Here is a 21,525-nt window from a genome sequence, read left to right as displayed (position 1 = left end):
ATCGAGACCGGGGCTATAACAACCCCGGTCTCCTGCGGTTCCAGAAGACCTTATCCGGCAGGCTTTTCCAGATGTGCCGGTTTGCCCTGAACGCCCTTATACAAGACGCCCTGACGCAGTTCCATAATCCGCGCATGTTCAGCACGGGCAGCAGCGTCCATATCCGCCTTTGGCTGTGCCTCATGAATGAAGTTACCATATCTATCTTCGCCGCGAACCAGCATCGCACTGTCCTCCGCAGCATGAATCTGGTGGACATCCGGTGCAATATAGCGAATGGCCACACCAATCCGGCGGTCATCGGAACGGTTTGGTTCGGAGGCATGAACAGTACGGATATTATGCAGGGAAATCTGCCCCGGATCGAGTTCGCACAGAACTGACTCTGCTTCCGGCACCGCAACCGCAACTTCCTGTCCCCGGGTCAGCAGATTGTCTTTCGACAGGGTGTCGACATGCTCCATCTGATCCATTTTCTGACTGCCCGGCCACATTTTCATACAGCCACTAACCCGGTTGGCCGGCGACAGGGCGACCCAGGCCGTAACAACATCCGGTTTGCTGAGACCCCAGTAGGTTGAATCCTGATGCCAGGAAACGAAATTCGTGGTGCCCGCATCCTTGATGAACAGGCTGGTCGCCCAGCAGAAAATATCAGGCCCCAGGACATCCTCCACCGCATCCAGAATCACCGAATTCGTGGCCAGCTCGCAGACCCAAGTCTGCAACAGATGAAGCTTCTGGCCTTTTGACAGCTCATACCAACCATCATTCGCTGCCTCATAGGCTTCAAAACGAGCGCGGTAATGCGCCGTCTGCTCCGCCGTCAGGGCGTTAACCGGAGAGACGAAACCCTGTTCCTGATAGCTGCTGACCTGCTGATCACTCAGATATTTTGGCATTTCCCACCTGCTTGCTTTGTTTATTTGCTTATTATGACCGGACTATATCCTGCGCAGAAACCGGATGAAATGACGACCGAAAAATTACCGGGCTTTGACCCGGATTGTCAGCGCCAGTGCTTGGCAACAGCTATGGTCAGGCCATATGTTCCGACATGCCAGTTCTCTATCTTCTGCGACACGCCAAATCGACCTGGGAAAATCCTAATCTCAGCGACCATGACCGCCCTCTGAACGAACGTGGTCAGAATGCTGCACCGCTGATCGGAAAATGGTTACGCGACAACGCACCTTCGCTGGATCAGGCACTGGTGTCATCTGCAACACGGGCCCTTGAAACCTGGAAGCTGGTCGCCGCAGAACTGAAGACAAGACCCGCTGTCACAATCGACCGCTCATTTTATCTCGCTGGCCAGAATCAGTTGCTCGCCGCCCTGCGGACGGTCGACCCCGCCGCAGAGACCTGCCTGCTGATCGCCCATAACCCGGATCTTCAGCAACTCGCCCTCAGCCTTGCGGATGATCAGCAAAGCAAGGGACGCCGGTCACTCCAGAAGAAATTTCCGACAGCCGGACTTGCCGTCCTTAGCTTTCACGGTGACTGGTCGGAACTCGACGCCGGCAGAGCCAGGCTGACCGACTTCATCCGTCCGCGAGATATAGCCTGAGGCTAGGCAAAGGATTCGATAAACCGGATCAACGGTTCCCACTCGCGGACCAGCGGCAGAAAATTCCGTCCTGTTTTCTCAAAAATGCCTTCACCGGTCCCCGCAAAATCCGGGTAGACCGCGCGGTCGCTGATGATTGCCGTCGGTGTCCGACCGGTTTCTTCCAGTCTTTCCAGCAGCTGGTTCCCCGACCTGGTTCCCTTGCGGAACCGGTTCACCACCACAGCCACCGGCTTGCGGCCCTTGCGGACAGGCTTCAGCTTGTCGACCCGGTCCAGCAGTCGTTCACTCGCAGTAATATCGAAACCGGATGGCAGAATCGGCACAATCGCGAGATCACACTTTTCCAGCAGGGCAGCAAAGGCCCTGGTCCTGACACCCGCCGGCGCATCAACAATCACCCGCTGACCAGCACCCTTCGGAAGCTTCAGATCATCACGCCACTTCTGACAGGTAATTGGCGGCTGTTCCGCCCGGCGCAGGGCACACCATTGCCGGGAGCTTTGTTGCCTGTCCGCATCAATCAGCAAGGTCTGAAAGCCCCGGCTGGCATAAGCTGCGGCCAGATTGGTCGCGATGGTTGTCTTCCCGCATCCGCCTTTGGCATTTGCCACCAGAATCGAAATCATTCGCCGGTCTCCCAATAGGGTTTGGCGCGTTCGAACGCTCGCCAGTGTGCAACCATGCCCGCATTATCATGGTGCAGACGATATTGCTGCCAGCCCAGCAGAAATCCGCGGGCCGCGGCAAGCGATGCATTCTCCGGGTCAGCCCGGCACAGATCTTCGCAAAGCTGCATCGACATTGCCACGTCATTCATGAACCCAAGATCGTCCTGTAATCCGGACAGCTTCCGGCCATAACTCCGGGCCTTCTCGCGCTTGTACAGGCTTTGGAAAAACTCATTCGCATAACGCAGTTTCTTGAGCGCGATCCGAACCAGGTGACGGCTGTCATAATCCAGATTCTCAAATTTCTTTCCGCGTTTAAGAACCCGCTGCCATTGTGCTGTAAGCACCCGGTCCGCCACCTCAGACACCGCCGTACTCGTGGCTTTGTCAGGCAGACCGATCGTGCCCAGCGTCTCAATCCACAGCCCGATGGACAATGCCGCCGACGTATACCGGCGAGAGGTTAGCGCGCGGCGCATCACGGTCCGGCGCCGGTTACGGGCTGCCCCCGCCGCATCCCGCAATGGCTCCAGAATGTCCGGCGTCAGGGCCCCATCCGCAGTCCCGGTCAGGATTTCCCCCATGAAGACATCCAGATCACGGGCCGGCCCCAGAGCATCTGCAATCCATCTCACCTCACGCCCTATACGACTGGCTTCTGCCTCCGGCAGATAGTCTGAAAGAAGAGACAAGGCAGACCGGAAGCGTCGTAACGCGACCCGCATCTGATGCACGGCTTCCGGATCATGATCCGAGAGCAGCGCAGCCTGATTGGCCATCCACTGACTGAAACAATCCTTGAAGATTGTCCGCATCGCCGCCCCGATGGAGATATCCGCTTCCAGCACCGGCGCACCTGCCAGCCTGTAATCCGGCAGAATATTCCGTGCCAGTCTGTAACCCCGCGACGACTTCGTCTCGCCGCTCAGATACAGCGGACCGCTTTCGAGAAACTGCTGCGCAAGCCGGTAGAGATCGGCCGGCTTGCCTTCCAGAAGCTCGATTTCAACTTCCGCGAAAGGCTGTTGCTGCCGCCCTGACCGGACCACCCCCTTGTCGAAGGCCACTTCGACAAGGGTCCCGGTATCTGTACAGGTCAGTTCCACCGACCGGCGTTCGAACTGGTTTGAAAAGATCATCACCAGACCATCAGGAAACAGAAAGCCGATCTGTTCTGCCAGCTTCGGGTCATCAATTGTCGGAGCCGTAATGGTGCTGTCCGTAAGTTCGCGATTCTGCTCCAGCCTGCGATGCAACACATCCGAACCGGAGTCCGACTTGATGGTCTGAATGAACCGCCCGCCGGTTTCACGGACACGCAGGGAGCAACCGGCCTTCAGGAAGCGAAGGTCATCAGTGTCGTAATAGGTATTGATGAGTTTTCTGGTCTTCGGCTTCCCCATCTCCCATCCCGCTGGAATGACAGACGCAATATCCCTTAACTTTTTCGGATCAATTGAAAGCTTGAGCTCAGTCTCAGTCACTGATGAATTGGTCACGTGTAATAAAACCTTCATAGATAATATCTATAGATAAAGTTTTAGCTGTGGAATGAATCGAAATCACGCAGAGAATTTGTTCGGCCTCAAACAACAGTGCTGAACTGGTCTGCACGATGGTCAGTAACAACGGCAACATCGTCCATTTTCTCTGGTTATCCTGATCGTCAGTCCGAAACCGGGACACTGCCCGTGACAGTGGTAAAATCCGGGAAATGTCATCAGGAGAGAATGGTGGGGGCTGCCCGGTGCTGTAAAATCAGGAATACTGCGGCCTCCGTGAGATGACCTTGCTGATCGTCAAATTGATGCCACAAGCCTGAGACCTAATACAGAGTTGTACTTTCGCGCTTTCCATGGCCATTTCACCCCTACCAGCAACAAGACAGATCAATATGCCAACCATCCTGGTTGCCGATGATGAACCTGATTTCGAGATGCTTGTCCGCCAGCGATTCCGGCGGCGTATCCGCTCGGGTGAACTGAACTTTCTGTTTGCCGCAAACGGCGAGCATGCCCTGCAGACGCTGGTCGAGAACCCTGCCATTGATGTGCTGCTGACCGATATCAACATGCCCCGCATGGATGGCCTCGCCCTGCTGAACGAACTGGCTGACATACGGCCTGATATCAAGGCTGTCGTGGTTTCCGCTTACGGCGATATGGACAATATCCGCAGTGCCATGAATTCCGGTGCTTTTGATTTTGTCACCAAACCGATCGACTTCCAGGATCTGGAAATCACGCTGAACAAAACGATTGAACATGTTGCCCTGCTCCGTGACGCGGAAAAGCAGGAAATGGAACTGACCTCCATCCGGCGTGAGCTGGAAGTTGCAAGGCGGCTCCAGCAAAGCATTCTGCCGCGACAGTTTCCAAAAGATGACCGCTATGAGGTCCATGCAGAAATGCATCCGGCGCGGGCTGTCGGCGGTGATTTCTATGACGTTTTTCATCTGCCGGACGCCCGTATCGGGCTGGTCGTCGGTGATATCGCCGGTAAAGGCGTACCCGCCGCCCTGTTTATGGCCATTGCACGCACCATGCTGAAGGCAACAGCTCTTTCCGGCTGCACGCCCGGCGAATGCCTGCACCGGGTCAACGATCAGATTGCCGATCAGGAACCGGCAAATATGCTCGTCACCCTGTTCTATGCGGTCTATGACCCGGCCAGCGGCGATCTGGAATTTGCCAATGCCGGACATGACCTGCCGATCATCCGGCGTCGTGGTGGCGGGATCGACCGGCTGGACAATCCGGACGGAGTTATTGCCGGCGTTCAGTCCGGTCTGCCTTACGAAACACGATCTGCCTCGCTGGCAGCCGGTGACCGGCTGATTATCTATACAGACGGCGCCATCGATGCCCGCGACGATGCCGGTGAACGGTTTGAAACCTCACGGCTGATTCGCCTGCTGTCAGAGCAGGCCGACGGGTCGTCAGCTGCCGATGTCGTCGGCAGTGCGATGCAGAGCCTCAACCACCATATCGGTGGTGCTGACCCGGCAGACGATATCACCTGCCTCGCGCTCTGCCGGACAGCCTGATCACTCTATCCTGATTTTGACGGTCTCGCCTGTCGGCGAAGAGCCAACACCCTTCAGGACTTTCGAATCGCTGAAATCCACAGCCCCCGCGTACGACTGGCCACTTGCGCAATATAATTGCCAGCGCCCGGTCGTTGCCGACAACCTCCGGGTGATTTCCCCGGCACATCCCCGGTAGCCCCTATCTTCAGACTCAACGGAGAATTCACCGTAAACCTGACTGGCGTTCCATGTAACCGGCCCGGAGATGTCAGACGCACCACCTGGCACAGTCAGCACAAATTCCTTCCAGGGCTGGCTGGAAAGCTTTGACCCATAGGAGTCCTCAGACGCCGGCGCAGACTTGTCCCACAGGACAGTTTTTCCATTTGCGTAAATATAGCACTTTTTGCCACTGCGTTCGCAGCTGTTGATCGCAACGACAGCTCCGTTGTTCCCGCTGCAAACCGAGGCATATCCCGCCGGGCAATATGCCCAGCCAACTCTTTGCCCGTCTTCAGAAACCGCAATATAGCTGACTGTAGAATCTTCCATCGCTTTTGCGATATGACTCTGCACAGTGGGGGAGAGGGTAATCGGCCCCTTGCCGATATGGGACTGGCAACCTGTCAACAAGACAAGCAGGACAAACGCCGACAGAATTCTCATCATTCACCACTTAAAATAGATTACAGAAAGAAATCTATCAGCAATAGAAGTGGCTCTCTTCAGTGTCAAGAGCGCAGCTTTTCCACAAAGCTGCCGAGATCCTGCCGGACTCCATCGGTTTCGGACGCGAGGGAGGATGCAGCTTCATCCAGTTCGGCTGCGGTCTGGTCGAGCTGTCCGGCAGCATCAGCCAGTGCCCCCACACCCTGCGCAATGATCGCCGTTTCATTAGCGGCGTCCTGAACGCCTGAGGAAATTTCCCGGTTAGCCGCTTCCTGCTCCTCGACGGCAGCAGAAATTGTGCCGGAAATTTCATTCATACGATTAATTGTCGCGTTGATATGCTCGATGGCCTCAACCGTCACACCGGTTGCCGACTGAATGGAGCCGACCTGTTCGGCAATATCCTTGGTCGCTTTCGCGGTCTGGGTTGCAAGGTTCTTCACCTCATTGGCGACCACGGCGAACCCCTTACCGGCATCCCCTGCACGTGCGGCCTCGATTGTCGCATTCAGGGCCAGCAGGTTGGTCTGCTCGGCAATATCGGTAATCAGCTGAACCACATGGCCAATCTTGTGCGAACTCGCATCCAGATCACGGACCTGCCCCATTGCAGAACCTGCTTCCGTTTCTGCCTCCCGCGCGACTTCCGCAGAAGTTGCGACCTGACGGGCTATTTCGGCGACAGAGGCATTCATTTCCTCCATGGCCGCGGCGATACCGGCAACACGATCAGATGCCGCATTCACCGAACGGGAGACCTCGCCAGCCTGCTCTGCCGTTTCTCTGGAAACATCTTTCACTGTACCCGCCGTGCGCCGGACATCGTCAGATGTTCCGGCAATCCGGCCAATCGCACTGCCAATTGACTGCTCAATATTACCCGCGAGTTCCTGACGTGTCTGGACCCGCTGAATACGTGCCTCGTTCTCAACCTCCTGTGCGCGGGCCTGTTCTGCCCTGATACTCTCGCCAGCTGCTTTCAGCTCAGACATCGAAACGTCGGCTGCAAGAAAATTCCGGTTCAGACGGATGACGAGAACCAACAGCACCAGAGTTTCCGCAACGACAATCACTGCATGGAGCACCACCCGGAAGAAATTGGCCCCATCGGGAAAAATGCAGGTCGGCAGAACGAAATTCAGCGACAGATGATGAACGGCCACCACAGCTGCCGCTGCCAGAAGAACCGTCACGTCACAGAAAAATGCCAGCATCGCGAGACCGGCAAAGAAATACATATGCAGATCAATCTGCCACGGATGATTGCGATACATATAGACCAGCAACATGACCTGCCCCATCAGGGCCACAGCCGTAATAACCCGCATGATGATCCGCGGACAGGAAGGCAGTCGCCAGGCCAGCGTCGCCACGACGCAGAAAATCACCGACGCGACCAGAGACCCAGTCCAGTCATTTCCCGCATGAAAACCGGCGAGAACAATCAGCGCCGAATGGACCCAGAGAAACGGGACAAGAACATTGGCAGCCTGCTGCCGGATATTTGCGAGAGCTTCCATGACTCAATTTTCCTGACGTTTACCGCACAGTGATAGGCCGTCTGAATACCGGCGTCGATCCGTAGAAATACATATGCCGCCGGCAGCCCGGACGAAATTTAAAACAGAAAACTGAGGAAAAATGGTGCCGCCAGAAAGAATCGAACTTTCGACCTCACCCTTACCAAGGGTGCGCTCTACCCCTGAGCTATGGCGGCCGGGTGTGGAGGGCGCGGAACATGCCACAGGCATTCATGCTCCGCAAGTCCATAGGTTACCTGTTTTTGCAGATAAATTCTGTCGGTCAGATGAATAGCCCCGGAACCGAAATCAGGCGGCGAAACCGGCGTTGGGCGGCTCAACGGCTTTGGCAGAGATTTTCTCGGCCTCTTCAGTCGTTTCGGCAACCTCTTCATAAATCTTTTCCGGTTCGCGATAGACCGGCTGCTGCCGTGTTGCATCGGTCTGCTGTTCGGCCTTTTCGGAGGCAAAACCAGTCAGGTTTTTATCCGTATCGGGCACCGGATCTTCGATAATGTCGGTATCCTTGGCACCCGCCAGATTCGATGTCTGCTGATACAGACGCAGCCGGGCATCGCCACCCGTCTGGCGTTCCCGCAGAACACGCGCCTGTTCGGCCCGGTTGATCCGGCCATCTTCATTCCGGTCCAGACGTGCAACAGCATCAGCCGTACCGACAATTTCAGCCGGGCTCAGATGTACCGCGGCATCAACCGGGTTATCTTTCCTGCTGTCTTCAGTCTGCTCCGCCTGCCGGTTTTCATCCGGCTGTTCACGCGCAGTTTCGCGTTCGCTCCGGGCAGCCCGGTCTCGCAGGACGGCAGCGAAGCGTGCGGCTTCGTCATTGTCGTCTTTGGTGCTGTTGAAGGATTGCTGGTTATTGTTATCCACGTCAGCGACAGCCTGAGATGCGGCCAGCGCCTCCCGGCCTGCCGGGCTCAGATCAATCTGTGCTTCATCATTGCGGTTGAACCGGTCACCTGTCGTTTGCGCACGCTGCTGGGATGCAGCGATATCGGCATTCAACCGGTCAGCAAGAACAGTATTTTGGCTCGACAGCCGTGCAAATTCTGCGGGCGGCGTCGGCCGGCTGGGAATATCTTCAGACATAATGACCCTCCGTCTTCTACAAAGGTCTATACAAAAGCAGCACGCTTTCTGGTGCTGATGTTTACGTAATATACACAATTGTCAGTAAATAGCCAGTATTTTCCTTGACAGCCACGCCGATAACAGTTGGGTCAGGTTTCATGAACGACAGTCAGAAAAAACCCCGGCAGCAGCCGAAAACCGGCAAAAGCCGATCCGAACTGGAACGCGAGGCACGCCTGGCTGTCGCGCTCCGTGACAATCTCCGTCGCCGCAAGGCAAAATCCCAGGACAGCAAACCTGGAAACCGGGGCAACGGGGATACAGAAACATGATCGCCAATCCGGAGATCGACTGGGACACTTATTTCATGAGCCTCGCCTATCTGGTGGGTATGAAAAGCAAGGATCCGCGGACCAAGGTTGGTGCTGTTGTGGTCGGACCGGACAATGAAATCCGCTCGACCGGCTACAATTCATTTCCCCGCGGGATGAATGATCAGGTCTCTGAACGGTATGTGCGCCCCGCCAAGCATCTGTTTTTTGAACATGCCGAGCGCAACGCCATCTACAACGCCGCCCGCATGGGGCAATCCCTCAAGGGGTGTCGTATTTATCTGCCCTTCATGCCCTGTTCGGACTGCGCACGCGGTATTGTTCAGTGCGGTGTCAGCGAGGTCATCCTGCATGCCGCACATCCCGGCAACCATAAGCAGGAGCAGGCGAAGGAAAATCACCGTGCTTCCAGTGTCATCTTTCAGGAATGCGGAATCCATGTCCGCTACTGGGATGGTTCGGTGGCGGAAATCCGAACCGTGTTCGACGGCGATGACGTCGACCTTGCCTGATCACGCCTTTTTCTTGCCATACAGGGCTGAAACCTTATCAACAGCCTCCCGTTTCAATCATCTCTTTTTCGCGGACAGGATATAATATGGATCGCATTCGAATCCGGGGCGGGCGCCCCCTGCACGGCAATATTCAGATCGGCGGTGCAAAAAACGCTGCCCTGCCACTGCTGACATCGGCATTGCTGACCGACAAGCCCGTCACTTTTACCAACCTGCCGCGACTGGCCGACATCGACACGCTGGCGCAATTGCTGCGACAGCATGGTGCAGAAGTCGACATCACCGGCGAAAATGGCGATGCAAGCTGCCGCATCGTCGCCGCCGGCGTGAACAACACGACGGCCCCTTATGATCTCGTGCGCAAGATGCGGGCATCGGTCCTTGTACTCGGTCCGCTGCTGGCCCGGTTTGGTGAAGCCCGGGTTTCCCTGCCTGGCGGCTGCGCCATCGGCACCCGGCCGGTTGACCTGCACCTGACCGCGCTGGAAGCACTCGGCGCCACCATCAGCCTTGAAGAAGGCTATATACATGCCACCGCACCGAATGGCCTGAAGGGTGCGCGGGTGGTCTTTCCGATGGTTTCTGTCGGTGCCACAGAAAACCTTCTGATGGCCGCTTCACTGGCCGATGGCGAAACCATTCTGGCCAACGCCGCCCGCGAACCGGAAGTCGGTGATCTGGCGGAATGTCTCGTTGCAATGGGTGCCGACATTACAGGCATCGGCACCGACACTCTTAAAATCAGGGGCCAGGCGACGCTTGGCGGCTGCACGCACAGCATCGTGCCGGACCGGATCGAAACCGGCAGCTATGCTGTCGCAGCCGCACTGACCGGTGGAGATATCCTGCTGACCGGCAGCAGGCTGGAACTCATTCAGGCCGTCAGTGACACCCTGACCCGCGCTGGCGCACGCATCACCGAGGAAGCTGATGGCATCCGTGTGGCAGCGCCGAACAGCCGGATGCAGGGCATTGATGTGATGACTGAACCCTATCCCGGCTTCCCGACCGACATGCAGGCACAGATCATGGCCCTGACGACACTGGCCAGCGGGGCGTCGATGATTACAGAAACCATTTTCGAAAACCGGTTCATGCATGTACCGGAGCTTTGCCGGATGGGTGCCAATATCAATGTGCACGGCCATTCAGCGATTGTCCGCGGTGTCGACAAGCTGCAGGGCGCACAGGTCATGGCCACAGATCTGCGGGCTTCCATCTCGCTGGTTCTGGCCGGACTTGCTGCCGAGGGTGAGACGGTCATCAACCGCGTCTACCATCTGGATCGTGGTTATGAGCGGGTCGAAGCCAAGCTGGCAGCCTGTGGCGCAGATATCGAACGGGTCGCTGCCTGACGAAAACCGGCTTCGACGCTGGAATATCCGGCGAATTGGCGTTAGGAAACCGCCCACCTGTAGTGGAGTCGGAAAAACATCGTGGTCTCAGAAGACAAGATCGTCATCGCCCTGCCGAAAGGCCGGATCCTCGAAGAAGCCATGCCGTTGCTGGCCCGTGCCGGTATCCGGCCGGAACCTGCCTTCACGGACAAGAAAAGCCGCGCCCTCCGTTTCCATACCGACGACCCGCGGGTCGACCTGATCCGGGTCCGCTCATTCGATGTTGCGACCTTTGTCGCCTTCGGTGCGGCACAGCTCGGTATTGCCGGGTCTGATGTCATCATGGAATTCAATTACTCGGAACTCTATGCACCGCTGGATCTCGGTATCGGCGGATGCCGCCTGTCTGTCGCTGCACCGGAACAGCTGGTTCGGGACGAAGACCCCTCGACCTGGAGTCATGTTCGCGTCGCAACCAAATATCCGGAGATCACCCGCCGCCATTTTGCCTCCCGTGGCGTGCAGGCAGAATGCATCAAGCTGAACGGGGCGATGGAACTGGCGCCGTCTCTGGGTCTCTGCCGCCGGATCGTCGACCTTGTCTCCTCGGGAGCCACATTAAAGGCTAATGGCCTTGTGGAAGTCGAAGTCATTGCCGACATATCGTCCCGGCTGATCGTCAACCGTCCGGCACTGAAAACCCGCTCGGATGAGATCAACCGCTGGATTGACCGTTTCCGTGAGGCCCTTGATGCCAGTTGAACTGAACAGCCGCGACGTAAGCTTCGAACAGGATTTCACGCACCTGCTGCATGCCAAACGGGAAACCGATGAGGATGTCCGGGAAACTGTGCGCAATGTTCTGGCCGACGTCCGCGAACGCGGCGATGCCGCCCTGTTTGACTATACGAAGAAATTCGACCGGGTTGAACTGACGCCGGAGGCCATGCGGGTCAGTCAGGACGAAATCAATCTCGCTATTGCCTCGGTAACGCCGGACATTCTGTCGGCGCTGGAACTGGCCCGTGACCGCATCATTGCCTATCACGAACGGCAACGCCCGACGGATTTCGAAGTGACCGATGATGCCGGTGTCCGTCTCGGCTCACGCTGGACCCCGGTTGGGGCGGTTGGCCTTTATGTTCCCGGTGGTACGGCAAGCTATCCAAGCTCCGTTCTGATGAATGCCCTGCCGGCCCGTGTTGCCGGCGTGCCCCGTATTGCAATGGTTGTCCCGGCTCCTGACGGCGTGCTGAATCCACTGGTTCTGGCTGCCGCCCGCATTGCCGGGGTGGAAGAGATTTATCGTATCGGCGGCGCACAGGCGGTTGGCGCACTGGCTTTCGGTACCGAAAGCATCCCCGCAGTCGACAAGATCGTCGGCCCCGGCAACGCCTGGGTAGCCGAGGCCAAACGTCAGGTATTCGGAACGGTCGGCATCGACATGGTGGCCGGTCCTTCGGAAATTCTTGTCATCGCTGATGGTGAAAACGATCCGGCATGGCTGGCCGCCGATCTGTTGAGCCAGGCCGAACATGACACCGCCGCCCAGTCGATCCTGATTACGGACTCACCGGATTGTGCTGAAGCCGTTAAAGCCGAAGTGGAACGCCAGCTCGGCACATTGGGCCGTGAGGCCATTGCCCGGGAAAGCTGGAATAATCACGGCGCCATCATTCTCGTCGAGAACCTGCGTCAGGCTGTTCCGCTGACCGACCGGATAGCACCGGAACATCTGGAACTGGCTGTCGACAGCGAACGGGCTGAAGAACTTTGCAATGCCATCCGCAATGCCGGGTCGATCTTTGTCGGGCGTCACACACCGGAAGCAATTGGTGACTATGTCGGCGGGCCGAACCATGTCCTGCCAACAGCCCGCAGTGCCCGTTTCTCCTCCGGGCTTGGCGTTCTCGATTTCTTCAAGCGCACATCGATCCTCTCCTGTTCGCCGGAGTCACTGCAGAAACTGGCCCCCGCAGCGATTGCCCTGGCCGATGCAGAAGGGCTGACGGCCCACGCCCGTTCCGTCTCTATCCGACTCAACCGCAGCGGCGGGAGCTGAACCTTGTCCGACCGGCAGCGGATCATCGATATCGTCCTCGACGAGAAGACCGTTGTCCGCCGCAAGCCGGAGGTCGAGCACGAGCGCGCCGTTGCGATTTTTGACCTGATCGAATCCAACAGCTTTGCTCCCGTCGGCCACCAGGGAGGGCCTTACCGGCTGAAACTTGGCATCAGCGAGAACCGGCTGGTCTTTCATATCAGCACCGAAACGGAAGAAACGGTCAGCGAAATTGCCATGCCGCTGCGCCCGTTCCGGCGGATCGTGAAGGATTATTTCCTCGTCTGCGAAAGCTATTACGACGCCATCCGCACCGCGACTCCCTCAAAGATCGAGGCTATCGATATGGGACGACGCGGGTTGCACAATGACGGCTCGGTGGTTCTGCAGGAACAGCTGAACGGCAAGATCGATATTGATTTCGATACCGCCCGGAGGTTGTTCACCCTGATCTGCGTTCTTCACATCCGGGGTTGAAGGTGGATACGCCCGGGGCTGTTCTGTTTTCCTGCACCATGAATGTCATCCGTTCGCCGATGGCGGAAGCGATCATGAAGCATCTGCATGGCCGACGTATCTATGTCGATTCCGTCGGTGTACGGTCTGCCGGCGTGGTTGACGGATTTGCCATCACGGTAATGGACGAAATCGGCATTGACCTCAGCCGTCATCACAGCAAGACATTTGATGATCTGGCTGATTCTTCCTTCGATTACGTCATCACCCTGTCCCCTGAAGCACAACACCGCGCTGTCGAAATGACCCGCACGATGGCCTGCGAAGTCCTGTTCTGGAATACCTTTGATCCTTCGGTCCTGCCCGAAGACGCTCCGCGCGAGGAAAAGCTGAATGCCTATCGTCTGGTTCGCGATCAGCTGATGACCCGGATCAAGGAGCAATTCCCGCTGGCACCTGCACCCTGAGCAGTCCGTTGGCTTACCTGCACCACCTGCGGCATAATGCCGTCCCGACATTGAACGATTTAAACCGATGACAGTCATGACCCGTCTTCTCCCCGCCCTTCTGTCTTTCGTTCTGATGCTGTCCGTCAGTTTGCCACTGGCCGCACAATCAACCCAGGACGCACCGCTACCTGACAAGGCTGTCGAAGCATTGCTGCAGGTTCTCAAGGACGATGCGGCACGGGCAGCGCTGGTTGAAAAGCTGGAAGCGGCGCAATCGGAAAGCGAAGACAAGCCGGCCGGCGGTGTCGTGTCGGGCATCGCCTCTCTGTTGTCTGTCGTTTCCACGACGGCAGAGCGCTTCGGGCAGCAGGTGACGCAGTCGGCAAACCTGCTGATACGCCTGCCGGATATGACCATCAACATGGTCAACGAACTGGGACGTGAGGATAACCGGAGTTTCTGGCTGTCCCTGCTGACCATGATCGGTGCCGTCCTTGTTGCTGCACTGGCTGCCGAATGGATTGTGGTCAGACTGCTGGCACGTCCGCTGCGTGCCATGGAAGCCAAGGAAGGCGAGCAGACCCTGTTCCGGGTCATATATGTCGTCGGACGTCTGCTCCTGAAACTGCCCCCGGTTCTGGCTTTCGCCGGTGCCGCCTTCGGTGTGCTGTCGCTGTTCAATCCGGAGCCCGTCCCGCGGTTGTTGCTGCTGACCGTCATCAATTCCAATCTGTTTGTACGGATCGGTACGGTCATCGGTCAGATCGTCCTGAGCCCCAGGGTCAGCAATCTGCGCCTGATTCCGTTCACGGATGAGACCGCGAATTATCTCTATATCTGGGTGCGGCGTTTCCTGATCACGATCTTCTATGGCTACTTCTTTGCCGAAGCTGCCCTGCTGCTCGGACTGCCGGCAGGTGCCTACAATCTGCTGCTGAAACTGCTCGGGCTGCTGGTTCTGGCGATGACCGTAGCCTTCATCCTCCAGAACCGGGAACCGGTTGCTGTAACCCTGAAAGGTGAATCCACTGGTGCATCGGCGATCCTGCGGTCGCGGCTGGCCGGCTCATGGCATATCTTCGGTATTCTTTATGCCATTGCCGGTTATCTGGTCTGGGCGCTGGAAATTCCGGACGGGTTTGCCTTCATCGCACGGGCAACCGCCGTTACGCTGATTATTCTCGTTGCTGCGAAGTTGCTGCGCGGCGGTCTGCGCAGACTGACCACCCGCCTGTTCCGCCTGAATGATGAAACCCGGGCCCGCTATCCCATGCTGGAAGCCCGTGCCAATCGCTATTTACCGGCAATCGACCGGATCGGCGCTGCAATCATCACCGTACTCGCCCTGATTCCCATATTACAGGTATGGGGCGTCGATGTATTCGGCTGGCTTGGCTCTGAAGCCGGCCAGGGCTTCGCCGGCAGCCTCGCCTCGATTGTCTTCACTGTAGCGATTGCCCTGCTGGTATGGGAAGCCGTCAGCATCGGGATCGAGCGCTATCTGAAAGCCAAATCCGAGGAAGCGGGGGGCGGCAGCCAGCGCCTGCTGACCCTGCTGCCGCTGATCCGCAACTTTGTCCGGATTGCCCTCGCGGTCTTTGCTGCCCTGATCGTCCTGTCAGAACTGGGCATCAATATTGCGCCCCTGCTGGCAGGTGCCGGGGTGGTCGGTCTGGCCATCGGTTTTGGTGCACAGACACTGGTGAAAGATGTCATCACCGGGGTCTTCATGCTGATGGAAAACTCCATTGCCGTGAATGACTGGGTGCGCATTTCAGATCAGTTTGGCCGTATCGAAAGCATGTCGATCCGTACCGTCCGGATTCGTGACCTCGACGGGCAGGTACATACCATCCCCTTCGGCGAAATCACCATGGTGACAAATCTCAGCCGTGAGTTCGGTGTCGCCATGATGGATATCGGCGTCGCCTACCGGGAAGACTATGATGAAGTCGTGGAAATCCTCAGCGAGATCGGCAGGGAGATCTATGATGAAGATGAGTGGAAAGCACAGATTCTCACCCCGCTGGAAGTCATGGGATTGCAGAACCTTGCCGATTCAGCCGTTGAAATCCGCGTAAAATTCCAGACCAAACCGATGATGCAGTGGAAGGTGCGACGCGAGTTCCTGAAGCGGGTCAAGAAGGCCTTCGATGCCCGCGGAATCGAAATTCCCTTTCCGCACCAGACCATATACTTTGGCGTCGACAAGGATGGAACGGCCCCGCCTGCGAATTTCCGTCCCCTCCCGGACACAAGCGAAAGCTCAACATGACCTCTGGCCTGCGGCTGGATTCCTGAATGCCGGAATCGAAATCCCTGATCGTCACCATCCTGCTGGTAATGCTGACAGCAATGGGGCCGGTGACCACCGACCTTTACCTGCCGTCACTGCCGTCGCTGACGACAGACCTGAGTACCAATGTCGCCACGGCACAGCTGACCCTCAGCGTGTTCATGATCGGCTTTGCCCTGTCGCAGATCATCTACGGTCCGCTGTCGGATCGTTTTGGCCGCCGGCCGGTCGTCATCATCGGATTTTCACTCTATACGCTGGCCAGTATCGCCTGTGCCTTCGCCTGGAATATCGAAACGCTGATTATTGCCCGGTTCTTTCAGGCCGTCGGAGGCTGTTCCGGCGTCGTCATTGCCCGCGCTGCCGTACGCGATATTTACGGCCCCAGGGAGTCCGCCCGCGTGCTCGCCCTGCTGGGTGCTGCAATGGGTCTGGCCCCGGCCATTTCACCGGTCATCGGCGGCTTCATCCACAAGTTCTACGGCTGGACCGGAAATTTCATGGCGCTGACACTCTATGGTGCCGTGACCGTCATCATGGCCTTCCTGATCTTCGCTGAAACCAACCGTCACAAAGACCCGACCGCACTGAACCCGCGGGCAATGGCACGCAACTTTGCCGCGCTGGCAACCGCCCGCCGGTTTGTTGGCTACAGCCTGACCAATACCTTCATCTTTGCCAGCCTGTTCACCTTCATCTCCGGCTCGTCCTTCGTCTATATCGATGTCTATGACATCCCGCCGGAAGACTTCTGGATCTATTTCTCCGCCTGCCCGCTCGGCTATGTCCTGGGCAGCCTGACCTCTGCACGACTGTCACGCAGGGTCGGACCAGACAGTCTGATTCTGGCAGGCGTCCTGTTCGGTACCGTCACGTCGCTGATTGGTATGGCTGCGATGGGGCTGGGTGCTGACGGTCCGGTTACCATTACATTATCTGTTATCGGCGTCTTCGTCGCAGTTGGCATGGTCATGCCGAACAGCATTGCCTCGGCCATTGCCCCCTATCCGAAAATGGCCGGTGCCGCATCCTCGCTGCTGGGACTGGTCCAGATGACTGTCGGTGCAACCGCCGGGATTATTGTCGGCATTACCTTCGACGGCACTGCCTGGCCGATGATGTTTCTGCTCTCGCTGATGAATATCAGCGGCCTGACGGCCTATCTGCTGCTGATCCGGGCGCGCGGTCTCAGCCAGATGCAAGACGTTCCAAAAGACGATCCAGCAGACCCGGTTCCTCCGGCGCCGTAACCACAGGCTCGGATGCCGGTGGTGCGGCTGGCAGCGGCAGGTTTCGCGGCGGCAGCCCCTTGTGAGCAACCATCATGAGATCACGCCACAACTCCGCCGGTAAAGACCCGCCGGTTACCTTGTCCATTTCCCCGCTGTCGCCGGCTCCCATCCAGACGCCGGCAGCATAATCGGCGGTATACCCGACAAACCAGGCATCCCGGAAGGACTGGCTGGTCCCGGACTTGCCCCCCGCAGGGCGGTTGATCCGGGCCTTCTTTCCCGTACCCCGGTCAATCACAGCCCGCAGCATAGCATGCATGTCCGCAACCTGACGGCCATTCACGGCCGCGCTCCAGCCGGTCACCGGCCGACGGTAAAGCGTTTCTCCATCCCGGCTTCTGATCTCGCGAATGCCATAAGGCAGAACCGTGCCACCCGCATTTGCGAAGACGGCATAGGCCGTTGTCAGTTCCAGCAGGCTGGCATCTGCGGTCCCCAGCGAAATCGTCGCATCACGCGGGAAATCAGAGACGAAGCCCAGTCGCCGGGCAACTTCGACAACACGGTCATGACCGACCCGTTTGTACAGCCGCGCCGTTGGTACGTTCAGGGAATCTGCCAGCGCATCTGTCAGGCTGACCGGTCCGCGAAATCTGCGGTCAAAATTCCGGGGTGCCCAGGTGCCCAGCGTGAAGGGTCTGTCTTCAACCCTGTCTCCCGGTGACATACCTGATTCCAGCGCCGCCAGAAAAACCACCGGCTTGAAAGCCGACCCCGGCTGCCGCCGTGCCTGAACAGCCATATTATACTGACTGCGGGCATAGGAGGGGCCACCGACCATGGCGGCAATCGCCCCATCCGGACGCAAGATCACGACCGCTCCGCTGCTGATGCCGCGGGCCTTGCCCTCTTTCTTCAAAGCCCCGGCCAGCATCTGTTCGGCAACGCGCTGCAATTCCGGCTCAATCGTCGTGATAACTGTCAGATCCTTGCCACCGACCGGGGCAAAGGCAGGCGCGCGGTCCATCACCCAGTCCGCAAAGTGCCGGGCAAGCCCGCCCGGATCACCACTGCTGGCCACACCCTGACCGGAAGCCGCCTTGCCGGCGGTTGCCGGATCGATGAACCCGGCATTGACCATATTGTCGAGCACGACAGCTGTGCGCTCCCGCGATGCGGTCTCACTGGCGGCCGGATTGTAACGACTGGGTGCTTTCAGCATCCCGGCAATCGCTGCACCTTCATACAGGCTGAGCCTTGTCGCCGGTTTATTGAAATACCGGCGGGCCGCAGCATCCACCCCATAGACACCCGTGCCAAGATAGACCCGGTTCAGATAGATCGTGAGGATCTGGTCCTTGGTAAATTTATGTTCCAGCCAGACCGACAACATGACCTCCTGCACCTTGCGCTTGATCGTGCGCTCTGGTGAGAGGAACAGGTTCTTGGCAAGCTGCTGGGTCAGGGTACTGCCGCCCTGCCGTACCCGCCCGGACGACAGATTTGTCACCATCGCACGGGCTATCCCGATGGGATCGACACCGAAATGGTCATAAAAACGCCTGTCCTCGGTTGCGATGACAGCCTGCTTCAGATGTGCAGGCAATTCATGCGCCTGCACCGGCAGACCGAAAACATCACCGAACGACACGATACGGCTGCCATCTCCGGCCAGCACCGTCACAGCCGGACGGCGACCTTCAGCCACTGCCTCATCAATGTCCGGCAAATCCCAGCCATACCAGACCAGCGCACCGCCAACAGCAACCGATCCCCAGATCATTGCCACCAGCGTCCAGCTTGCCAGCAGGCCAATGACCGAACGGCGTTTTCTGGCAGCCGGCTGCTTTCTGGGTTTTCGTCTGGTTTTCTCCGCTGTCTCAGCGCCGGAGGCACGACTCTTCTTCGTTTCGGCAGGTTTACGCCGTGCCGAAGTTTTTCTGGTTCGGGAACCCGGTTTTTTTGACTTCTCCGCCATTCTCCCAATCTAAAGGAAAGGTTTTAGGAGCAGGTTAACAAGCCGGGCCGTTGTTTTGCCGTAATCCACGGGCATATGAGCTGAAGTTAAAAAGGACAGACAACATGCGTCACACACTCACCGCAGCCATCCTCGCCCTGTCACTGGCGGGAAGCACCGCATTCGCAGCTGACAAGCCGACACCGGAGCAACTGCTGGAAGACGGTGCCAGCAAAATCCTGAGTGCAATTCAGTTATTGCTGCTGGCAATCCCGCAATATGAAGCTCCGGTCATTCTCGATAACGGAGATATCCTGATTCGCCGCGTCCCCCGGGAGCCGGAAGCAACCAGCCCGGAAGACAAGCCAAAGGGCAAGGAAATCTGAGACAACGCCGAACCCGGACATGTCACCCGGTCATGCCGCAGGAGCCATTCATATGCCCCGGGTGACACCGCCGTCGATATCAACTGCAGCGCCCTGCATGTAAGCGGACCGGGGTGAGCAGAGCCATGCTGTCAGCTGGCCGATTTCTTCCGGCTGACCAAAACGCGGGATACCGGTTTTCTGCAGCATCTCGGATTCCAGTTCTGCCCGGCTGCGGCCCGTTTCTGCACTGACCGCATCCAGCCGGTCGGTCAGACGGGTCGTCTTGATGTAGCCGGGATGAATGGCATTGACCTTCACCCTGTCACTCACCCCCCGGTCAGCCAGTGCCTTGGTGAAGTTCAGGATGGCCGAATTGACAGAACCGCCGATGGTGAAATCACGCGACGGGGTTTTCGCGCCAATTCCGATAATGTTCACAATTGACCCCTGACTGGCCATGAGATGCGGCCATGCTGCCCGGCAGGAGCGCATGCAGGCATAGAATTTCAGCGCAAACCCGTCCGCAAAGTCCTGATCTGTCAGTTGCAGAAAATCACCCCGTTTGGTCGCGCCCGCGTTGTTAACCAGAATATCGACAGCCCCGAACCGGTCGATGCTCCGGGCAATCATCTCTGCCGGAGCCTCCGGGTCCGTGAGATCGAGGGGCGCTACCAGTGCCTCGCCGCCCAGCTCGGAAATCCGGCCCGCCACCCGTTCGAGATTGGCTTTATTCCGCGCTGCGAGGACAACCCGCACACCTTCACGGGCCAGTTCTACGGCGATGGCTTCGCCGATTCCCTGACTGGCACCGGTAACAACAGCGGTCTTGCCGCCAAGTTCGAGGTCCATAACTGTTTCCCTGAATTGATGATTTGGGCATAACAGTAAATGTCATCCGCCACACAAAAAAGCCGGGACTGACCGGAGCCACATAATGAAGCATATTCTGACCTGCCTGCTGATCCTTCTGCCCCTGTCGGCCCACGCTGACTTTGACCGGGATCGCAAGCTAGAAACCGAACGGTTCATCATCGCCCTGAATGCCTGTGCCGAAGATAAAGAAGTGGAATGTGCGGCGCAGTTCTTTGAAGCCTGCGGCGAACGTCAGAACTGGACCACTGTCGGCATGCAGATTTGTTCAGCCGCCCAGCATGCGCACTGGCAGAGCGAGATGGAGCTTGTCTGGCGCCAGATTGAGCGCCGCAGCGGCGGCAAATTCAGGGACCACATGCTGGATGCACAGAAGACATGGAATGCCTGGCGGGATGCGCGCTGCCACGCCTACAGATTTTTTGAGGGTACGATGTTCCGGCCGGTCGCCACGGATTGCTGGGCAGAGACAACCTTCGACCGGTTGCAGGATCTCCGGACAATTCTGGATGCCGGGCCACTGGCGAGCGAGCCTATCCTGATGGATCTGGATTGCGACAGCGTTGCCGACGAAGTGATGTCACTGCCTGTCGAAGATAACCAGATCAGCATCATCTATTATCCCGGCACACGGGATGAGCGGATGCTTGCCGTACAGATACCCGTCGCAGATAACCGTCAGGATGCCTTGTGCAGCCGCTGGCTCGATCTGGAAAAAGTTGTAACGGACGGGAAGAAATGCCCGATCCTGCGGATCGATGACGGATTCTGCGACGCCATGTATGTGTCACGCGACACCGCAACAAACCAGTGGCTGATCGACCGGAACTGAGTAGCCGTCAGGAAAACGCCTTGAAGGCAATCAGGGTGAAAGTATCCCTGACACCTGAAATTTTCTGGATGTTCTCGGTCACGAAATGCCCGATATCCGCATCGTCATCCAGATAGCACTTTATCATCAGGTCATATTTACCGGAGGTCGAATGGACTTCCGAGACCTGCTCGACATCCTGCACACAGGTATCCGCAACATCATAGGCGCGGCCCAGTTCACATTTGATCTGAACGAAGATGGTTTTCATGGTCATCGGTCTCCGGAAT

General features: G+C 57.7%; 21 protein-coding genes and 1 tRNA gene. 12 read left to right on the top strand and 10 right to left on the bottom strand.

Annotation, left to right across the window (positions count from 1 at the left end):
- Window positions 1-50: 50 nt before the first annotated feature.
- Window positions 51-902 carry a phytanoyl-CoA dioxygenase gene (locus GH722_10135; protein MRG72132.1) on the bottom strand — a complete coding sequence of 284 codons (852 nt, stop codon included), beginning with the start codon at window positions 900-902 and terminating at the stop codon, window positions 51-53.
- A 155-nt stretch (window positions 903-1,057) separates the two neighbouring features.
- Between GH722_10135 and GH722_10130 the strand changes: the two genes are divergently transcribed.
- A complete protein-coding gene (locus tag GH722_10130) occupies window positions 1,058-1,570 on the top strand; it encodes a histidine phosphatase family protein (GenBank protein MRG72131.1) in 513 nt (170 codons plus the stop codon).
- Window positions 1,571-1,572: 2 nt separating this feature from the next.
- Here GH722_10130 and GH722_10125 read toward each other — a convergent pair whose 3' ends face one another.
- Window positions 1,573-2,199 (bottom strand): AAA family ATPase, encoded by a 627-nt coding sequence (locus GH722_10125; protein MRG72130.1) that lies wholly within the window; start codon window positions 2,197-2,199, stop codon window positions 1,573-1,575.
- On the bottom strand, window positions 2,196-3,758 hold the full coding sequence (locus tag GH722_10120) for a CHAD domain-containing protein (protein ID MRG72129.1): 1,563 nt from the start codon (window positions 3,756-3,758) through the stop codon (window positions 2,196-2,198). The genes GH722_10125 and GH722_10120 overlap by 4 nt, the downstream gene beginning before the upstream one ends.
- 377 nt (window positions 3,759-4,135) lie before the next feature.
- On the opposite strand from GH722_10120, the gene GH722_10115 reads away from it, so the two are divergent.
- Window positions 4,136-5,287 carry a SpoIIE family protein phosphatase gene (locus tag GH722_10115; protein ID MRG72128.1) on the top strand — a complete coding sequence of 384 codons (1,152 nt, stop codon included), beginning with the start codon at window positions 4,136-4,138 and terminating at the stop codon, window positions 5,285-5,287.
- On the opposite strand, the gene GH722_10110 is transcribed toward GH722_10115, so the two are convergent.
- The 4 genes from GH722_10110 to GH722_10095 all read right to left on the bottom strand — a co-directional run bounded on the left by GH722_10110 (window position 5,288) and on the right by GH722_10095 (window position 8,568).
- Window positions 5,288-5,821: a hypothetical protein gene (locus tag GH722_10110; protein MRG72127.1), complete on the bottom strand. Its 534-nt coding sequence runs from the start codon at window positions 5,819-5,821 to the stop codon at window positions 5,288-5,290.
- Between the two features lie 179 nt (window positions 5,822-6,000).
- Complete coding sequence (locus tag GH722_10105; protein MRG72126.1) at window positions 6,001-7,458, bottom strand: chemotaxis protein; 1,458 nt, start codon at window positions 7,456-7,458, stop codon at window positions 6,001-6,003.
- 122 nt (window positions 7,459-7,580) lie between these two features.
- Window positions 7,581-7,655 (bottom strand) — tRNA-Thr (locus GH722_10100).
- Between the two features lie 112 nt (window positions 7,656-7,767).
- Complete coding sequence (locus tag GH722_10095) at window positions 7,768-8,568, bottom strand: hypothetical protein (protein MRG72125.1); 801 nt, start codon at window positions 8,566-8,568, stop codon at window positions 7,768-7,770.
- Between the two features lie 310 nt (window positions 8,569-8,878).
- Between GH722_10095 and GH722_10090 the strand changes: the two genes are divergently transcribed.
- The 8 genes from GH722_10090 to GH722_10055 all read left to right on the top strand — a co-directional run bounded on the left by GH722_10090 (window position 8,879) and on the right by GH722_10055 (window position 17,247).
- Window positions 8,879-9,394 carry a CMP deaminase gene (locus GH722_10090; GenBank protein MRG72124.1) on the top strand — a complete coding sequence of 172 codons (516 nt, stop codon included), beginning with the start codon at window positions 8,879-8,881 and terminating at the stop codon, window positions 9,392-9,394.
- Between the two features lie 86 nt (window positions 9,395-9,480).
- Window positions 9,481-10,752 carry a UDP-N-acetylglucosamine 1-carboxyvinyltransferase gene (gene murA / locus GH722_10085; protein MRG72123.1) on the top strand — a complete coding sequence of 424 codons (1,272 nt, stop codon included), beginning with the start codon at window positions 9,481-9,483 and terminating at the stop codon, window positions 10,750-10,752.
- An 81-nt stretch (window positions 10,753-10,833) separates the two neighbouring features.
- A complete protein-coding gene (locus tag GH722_10080; protein ID MRG72122.1) occupies window positions 10,834-11,496 on the top strand; it encodes an ATP phosphoribosyltransferase in 663 nt (220 codons plus the stop codon).
- Window positions 11,486-12,796: a histidinol dehydrogenase gene (gene hisD / locus GH722_10075; protein MRG72121.1), complete on the top strand. Its 1,311-nt coding sequence runs from the start codon at window positions 11,486-11,488 to the stop codon at window positions 12,794-12,796. Before GH722_10080 ends, hisD begins: the two co-directional genes overlap by 11 nt.
- A gap of 3 nt (window positions 12,797-12,799) precedes the next feature.
- A complete protein-coding gene (locus GH722_10070) occupies window positions 12,800-13,273 on the top strand; it encodes a UPF0262 family protein (protein MRG72120.1) in 474 nt (157 codons plus the stop codon).
- Window positions 13,270-13,719, top strand: coding sequence for a low molecular weight phosphatase family protein (locus GH722_10065; GenBank protein MRG72119.1), 450 nt, complete (start codon window positions 13,270-13,272; stop codon window positions 13,717-13,719). Before GH722_10070 ends, GH722_10065 begins: the two co-directional genes overlap by 4 nt.
- A 67-nt stretch (window positions 13,720-13,786) precedes the next feature.
- The gene (locus GH722_10060) at window positions 13,787-15,976 is read left to right on the top strand and encodes a mechanosensitive ion channel (GenBank protein ID MRG72118.1); all 2,190 of its coding nucleotides are present in this window, start codon (window positions 13,787-13,789) and stop codon (window positions 15,974-15,976) included.
- 26 nt (window positions 15,977-16,002) lie between these two features.
- Complete coding sequence (locus tag GH722_10055; protein MRG72117.1) at window positions 16,003-17,247, top strand: Bcr/CflA family efflux MFS transporter; 1,245 nt, start codon at window positions 16,003-16,005, stop codon at window positions 17,245-17,247.
- On the opposite strand, the gene GH722_10050 is transcribed toward GH722_10055, so the two are convergent.
- Complete coding sequence (locus GH722_10050; GenBank protein MRG72116.1) at window positions 17,186-19,207, bottom strand: PBP1A family penicillin-binding protein; 2,022 nt, start codon at window positions 19,205-19,207, stop codon at window positions 17,186-17,188. The genes GH722_10055 and GH722_10050 overlap by 62 nt on opposite strands.
- A 104-nt stretch (window positions 19,208-19,311) precedes the next feature.
- On the opposite strand from GH722_10050, the gene GH722_10045 reads away from it, so the two are divergent.
- A complete protein-coding gene (locus tag GH722_10045) occupies window positions 19,312-19,572 on the top strand; it encodes a hypothetical protein (protein MRG72115.1) in 261 nt (86 codons plus the stop codon).
- Window positions 19,573-19,620: 48 nt separating this feature from the next.
- Here GH722_10045 and GH722_10040 read toward each other — a convergent pair whose 3' ends face one another.
- Window positions 19,621-20,403 carry an SDR family oxidoreductase gene (locus tag GH722_10040; GenBank protein ID MRG72114.1) on the bottom strand — a complete coding sequence of 261 codons (783 nt, stop codon included), beginning with the start codon at window positions 20,401-20,403 and terminating at the stop codon, window positions 19,621-19,623.
- A gap of 85 nt (window positions 20,404-20,488) precedes the next feature.
- Here GH722_10040 and GH722_10035 point away from each other — a divergent pair, with 85 nt between their 5' ends.
- Window positions 20,489-21,256 carry a DUF1311 domain-containing protein gene (locus GH722_10035; GenBank protein ID MRG72113.1) on the top strand — a complete coding sequence of 256 codons (768 nt, stop codon included), beginning with the start codon at window positions 20,489-20,491 and terminating at the stop codon, window positions 21,254-21,256.
- Window positions 21,257-21,263: 7 nt separating this feature from the next.
- On the opposite strand, the gene GH722_10030 is transcribed toward GH722_10035, so the two are convergent.
- Complete coding sequence (locus GH722_10030; protein MRG72112.1) at window positions 21,264-21,506, bottom strand: Lrp/AsnC family transcriptional regulator; 243 nt, start codon at window positions 21,504-21,506, stop codon at window positions 21,264-21,266.
- Between the last annotated feature and the right edge of the window lie 19 nt (window positions 21,507-21,525).

It is taken from the genome of Alphaproteobacteria bacterium HT1-32, assembly GCA_009649675.1.
Classification (GTDB): domain Bacteria; phylum Pseudomonadota; class Alphaproteobacteria; order Rhodospirillales; family HT1-32; genus HT1-32.
This window is presented reverse-complemented; position numbering and strand designations above follow the sequence as displayed.

Excerpts from the sequence above, each read along its gene's own strand:
- GH722_10135 (MRG72132.1), bottom strand. The coding sequence starts at position 902 with ATGCCAAAATATCTGAGTGATCAGCAGGTCAGCAGCTATCAGGAACAG.
- GH722_10130 (MRG72131.1), top strand. The coding sequence starts at position 1,058 with ATGCCAGTTCTCTATCTTCTGCGACACGCCAAATCGACCTGGGAAAAT.
- GH722_10125 (MRG72130.1), bottom strand. The coding sequence starts at position 2,199 with ATGATTTCGATTCTGGTGGCAAATGCCAAAGGCGGATGCGGGAAGACA.
- GH722_10120 (MRG72129.1), bottom strand. The coding sequence starts at position 3,758 with ATGAAGGTTTTATTACACGTGACCAATTCATCAGTGACTGAGACTGAG.
- GH722_10115 (MRG72128.1), top strand. The coding sequence starts at position 4,136 with ATGCCAACCATCCTGGTTGCCGATGATGAACCTGATTTCGAGATGCTT.
- GH722_10110 (MRG72127.1), bottom strand. The coding sequence starts at position 5,821 with ATGGAAGATTCTACAGTCAGCTATATTGCGGTTTCTGAAGACGGGCAA.
- GH722_10105 (MRG72126.1), bottom strand. The coding sequence starts at position 7,458 with ATGGAAGCTCTCGCAAATATCCGGCAGCAGGCTGCCAATGTTCTTGTC.
- GH722_10095 (MRG72125.1), bottom strand. The coding sequence starts at position 8,568 with ATGTCTGAAGATATTCCCAGCCGGCCGACGCCGCCCGCAGAATTTGCA.
- GH722_10090 (MRG72124.1), top strand. The coding sequence starts at position 8,879 with ATGATCGCCAATCCGGAGATCGACTGGGACACTTATTTCATGAGCCTC.
- murA (MRG72123.1), top strand. The coding sequence starts at position 9,481 with ATGGATCGCATTCGAATCCGGGGCGGGCGCCCCCTGCACGGCAATATT.
- hisD (MRG72121.1), top strand. The coding sequence starts at position 11,486 with ATGCCAGTTGAACTGAACAGCCGCGACGTAAGCTTCGAACAGGATTTC.
- GH722_10060 (MRG72118.1), top strand. The coding sequence starts at position 13,787 with ATGACAGTCATGACCCGTCTTCTCCCCGCCCTTCTGTCTTTCGTTCTG.
- GH722_10055 (MRG72117.1), top strand. The coding sequence starts at position 16,003 with ATGCCGGAATCGAAATCCCTGATCGTCACCATCCTGCTGGTAATGCTG.
- GH722_10050 (MRG72116.1), bottom strand. The coding sequence starts at position 19,207 with ATGGCGGAGAAGTCAAAAAAACCGGGTTCCCGAACCAGAAAAACTTCG.
- GH722_10045 (MRG72115.1), top strand. The coding sequence starts at position 19,312 with ATGCGTCACACACTCACCGCAGCCATCCTCGCCCTGTCACTGGCGGGA.
- GH722_10040 (MRG72114.1), bottom strand. The coding sequence starts at position 20,403 with ATGGACCTCGAACTTGGCGGCAAGACCGCTGTTGTTACCGGTGCCAGT.
- GH722_10035 (MRG72113.1), top strand. The coding sequence starts at position 20,489 with ATGAAGCATATTCTGACCTGCCTGCTGATCCTTCTGCCCCTGTCGGCC.
- GH722_10030 (MRG72112.1), bottom strand. The coding sequence starts at position 21,506 with ATGAAAACCATCTTCGTTCAGATCAAATGTGAACTGGGCCGCGCCTAT.